At 69.5% G+C, this 3314-nt stretch carries 3 protein-coding genes; 1 reads left to right on the top strand and 2 read right to left on the bottom strand.

Annotation, left to right across the window (positions count from 1 at the left end; all coding sequences use genetic code 11):
• Positions 1-177: 177 nt before the first annotated feature.
• Positions 178-714 (top strand): adenine phosphoribosyltransferase, encoded by a 537-nt coding sequence (locus tag G5A07_RS21045; protein WP_019338396.1) that lies wholly within the window; start codon positions 178-180, stop codon positions 712-714.
• A 78-nt stretch (positions 715-792) separates the two neighbouring features.
• Here G5A07_RS21045 and dbpA read toward each other — a convergent pair whose 3' ends face one another.
• Positions 793-2169, bottom strand: a complete 1377-nt coding sequence (gene dbpA, locus G5A07_RS21040) for an ATP-dependent RNA helicase DbpA (protein ID WP_010484543.1) — start codon at positions 2167-2169, stop codon at positions 793-795.
• A gap of 85 nt (positions 2170-2254) precedes the next feature.
• Positions 2255-3314, bottom strand: a 1060-nt coding sequence (locus G5A07_RS21035) for a YeiH family protein (protein WP_262405906.1), incomplete at its 5' end; no start/stop codon positions are given.

Genomic DNA, 3314 nt, shown 5'->3' with positions numbered 1-3314 from the left:
TTGCAGCGCCCCCCGCAACCGGACCCACCCCGCCATCCCTCGGAATGCGGCTTTTGTTTTCGCTTTTGCTTGCGCGGTGGCCTCTGCAGGTGCCGGGCGCAGCCCGGCCGACACCCCCAACAGGCAGCCGGCGCCCGGAACAGGTACCCTATGCCGCCATCAGACAACCAACGTGACATGACCGACGCCCTCGTCGCTCCGCAGTGGGCCTCCCGCCTGCGCGACATCGCCGACTTCCCCAAGCCCGGCATCCTCTTCAAGGACATCATGCCGCTGCTCGCCCATGGCGAGGACTTCCGCGGTGCCATTACCGCGATGGCCGACCGTTGGCGCGACCAGAAGCTGGACGCGGTGATCGGTATCGAATCGCGTGGTTTCATCCTCGGTGCCGCCATGGCGCTGGAACTGGGCGTGGGCTTCGTGCCGGTGCGCAAGCCGGGCAAGCTGCCGGGTCAGGTGCTGCGCGAGGAATACACGCTGGAATACCGCAGCGACTGCATCGAAGTGCACGCCGATGCGCTGCCGGCCGGTGCCCGCGTGGCGATCATCGACGACGTGCTGGCCACGGGCGGCACGCTGGTCGCCGCGTTGTCGCTGGTGCGCCGCCTGGGTGTCGAGGTGGTGGGTGCCGGCGTGCTGGTCGAGCTGGACGGCCTCGGCGGCCGCGCACGCTGGGAAGCGGACCTGCCGCTGCACACCGAACTGGTGTTCTGAGTCTGTCGCCGGGCGTGGCCCGGCGCTACACACGGCATGCAGGTAGTGCCGGGCCATGCCCGGCGACTACCTTGCCAATCACATCATCCGCACGCGGAAGCGACGGCCCTTGATCTTGCCGGCTTCCAGCCTGGCCACGGCCTTGTTGGCCTGCTCTCGGGCGATCGCCACGTAGGAGCGGGTCGGGAAGATCGCGATCTTCCCGATGAACTTGGCTGACAGGCCGGCATCACCGGTCAGCGCGCCAAGGATGTCGCCCGGGCGCAGCTTGTCGGTCTTGCCACCATCAATGCGCAGCGTGCGCATCGCGGCCTGCGGCAGCTCGGCCGGGCGCGAGGTCGCCAGCGGCGTCTTCTGCCAGTCCAACGGCTGCCCCATCTGCGCTTCGATGGCTTCGGCGCGGGTCTTCTCACGGCCGGCCACCAGGCTGATCGCCAGGCCGCTGGCACCGGCACGGCCGGTACGGCCCACGCGATGCTGGTAGCTCTCCACGTCGGTCGGCAGCTCGTAGTTGATCACCGCCGCCAGCTCTTCCACGTCCAGGCCACGTGCGGCCACGTCGCTGGCCACCAGCACGTTGCAGCTGCGGTTGGCCAGCAGCAACAGCACTTCCTCGCGGTCGCGCTGCTCCATGTCGCCATGCAGGGCGAGCGCGGAGAAGCCGAACTGCTGCAGGGAATTCGCAACCTCGTCCACGTCCTTGCGGGTGTTGCAGAACACTACCGCCGATTCCGGCGTGTACTTCAGCAGCAGGCCCGCCAGCGCCTTCTGGCGGTGCGCCGGTTCCACCTCGCAGAACAGGTGGCGGATGGCCGGCGCCTGATCGGCGCCTTCCACGGTCACTTCCACCGCGTCGCGCAGCAAGTCACGCGCCATGGCGCGGATGCTGTCGGGGAAGGTGGCGGAGAACAGCAGGCTCTGGCGGTCCTTGTGGGTGCGGCCGGCGATCTCGCGGATCGGCTCCTCGAAGCCCATGTCGAGCATGCGGTCGGCTTCGTCCAGCACCAGCGTGCGCACCGCGCCCAGGTTCAGCGCGCGCTTGCGTGCCAGCTCCTGCACGCGGCCGGGTGTGCCGACCACCACATGCGGGTCATGGCCTTCCAGCGACGCCAGCTGAGGGCCCAGCGGCACGCCGCCCACCAGCAGCAACAGCTTCAGGTTGGGGATGCCGGTGGCCAGCTTGCGGATCTGCTTGCCGACCTGGTCGGCCAGTTCGCGGGTCGGGCACAGCACCAGTGCCTGCACGCGGATCAGGCTGGGGTCGATGGCCTGCAGCAGGCCCAGGCCGAAGGCGGCGGTCTTGCCGCTGCCGGTCGGCGCCTGTGCGATCACATCGCGGCCATCCAGAATGGCCGGCAGGCTCTGCGCCTGCACGGGGGTGAGGGTGGTGTAGCCGAGGGCATCCAGGCCGGGCTGCAGGGCCGGGCTCAGCGGCAGGGTCGAGAAGTCAGTCATGGCGCATTGTACCCGTCTGCGCGGCCGCTCCCTGCCACAGGGCCTTCATCCACGTGGGCGCCGACCTTGGTCGGCACGCTCTTGATCAGCCCAGCACCGCCAACACGCCCTGATGAATCGCCAGGCCACCGAACAGCAGCCAGGCGAACAGGATCAGCGCCAGCAGCAGCGGCTTCAGGCCGGCCTGGCGCAGCGCCGAGACGTGGGTGGTCAGGCCCAGCGCGGCCATCGCCATCGCCAGCAGCACGGTATCCAGCTGCACCAGCCCGGCCTGCAGGCCAGCCGGCAGCAGATGCAGCGAGTTGAAACCGGCCACCGCCACGAAACCGAAGGCGAACCACGGCACCACGATGCGCGCCTTCCTGCCGTCGGCGCTGGCCTTGCCGCCACGCGCCAGCCACAGCGACAGCGCAACCAGGAACGGCGCCAGCAGCATCACCCGCACCATCTTGGTGATCACCGCCGTATCAGCCGCCGCTTCATTGACCGCACGGCCTGCCGCCACCACCTGTGCCACTTCATGCACCGTCGCACCGGTGAAAAGGCCGTACTGCCGCGCATCCATCGCCAGCCAGCCGTGCGACTGCACCAGGGCATACAGCGCCGGGTACAGGAACATCGCCAGCGTGCCGAACACCACCACCGTCGACACGGCCACCGTGACCTGTGCCGCGCGGCCACGCACCACGGGTTCGGCGGCCATCACCGCTGCCGCGCCGCAGATCGCGCTGCCAGCACCGATCAGCATCGCTGCCTCGCGCTCCATCTTGAACACGCGCACACCCAGCCAGCAGGCCAGGCCGAAGGTGCTGGCGACCACCAGCACGTCCATCAGCACGCCGCTGACGCCGACGTGGCCGATGTCCTGGAAGGTCAGGCGCAGGCCGTACAGCAAGATGCCGGCGCGCAGCAGCCAGTGCTTGGAAAAGCCGACACCGGCCGCGCTGCTCGGCGCCAGCCGCGGGTAGAGGGTGTTGCCGATCACGATGCCGGCGACGATGGCCACGGTCAGCGCACTCAGGCCGTGTGCCTGCAGCCACGGCAGCTCGGCCAGGTACAGCGACGCCGCTGCGATCAGGCCGACCAGCAGCAGGCCGGGCAGGCGCGGCTGCCAGCGTTGGCGCAGGGCGGGCAGGGACCAGGGG

The sequence above is a fragment of the Stenotrophomonas sp. AS012628 genome (assembly GCF_010608305.1).
GTDB classification, from domain to species: domain Bacteria; phylum Pseudomonadota; class Gammaproteobacteria; order Xanthomonadales; family Xanthomonadaceae; genus Stenotrophomonas; species Stenotrophomonas geniculata.
This window is presented reverse-complemented; position numbering and strand designations above follow the sequence as displayed.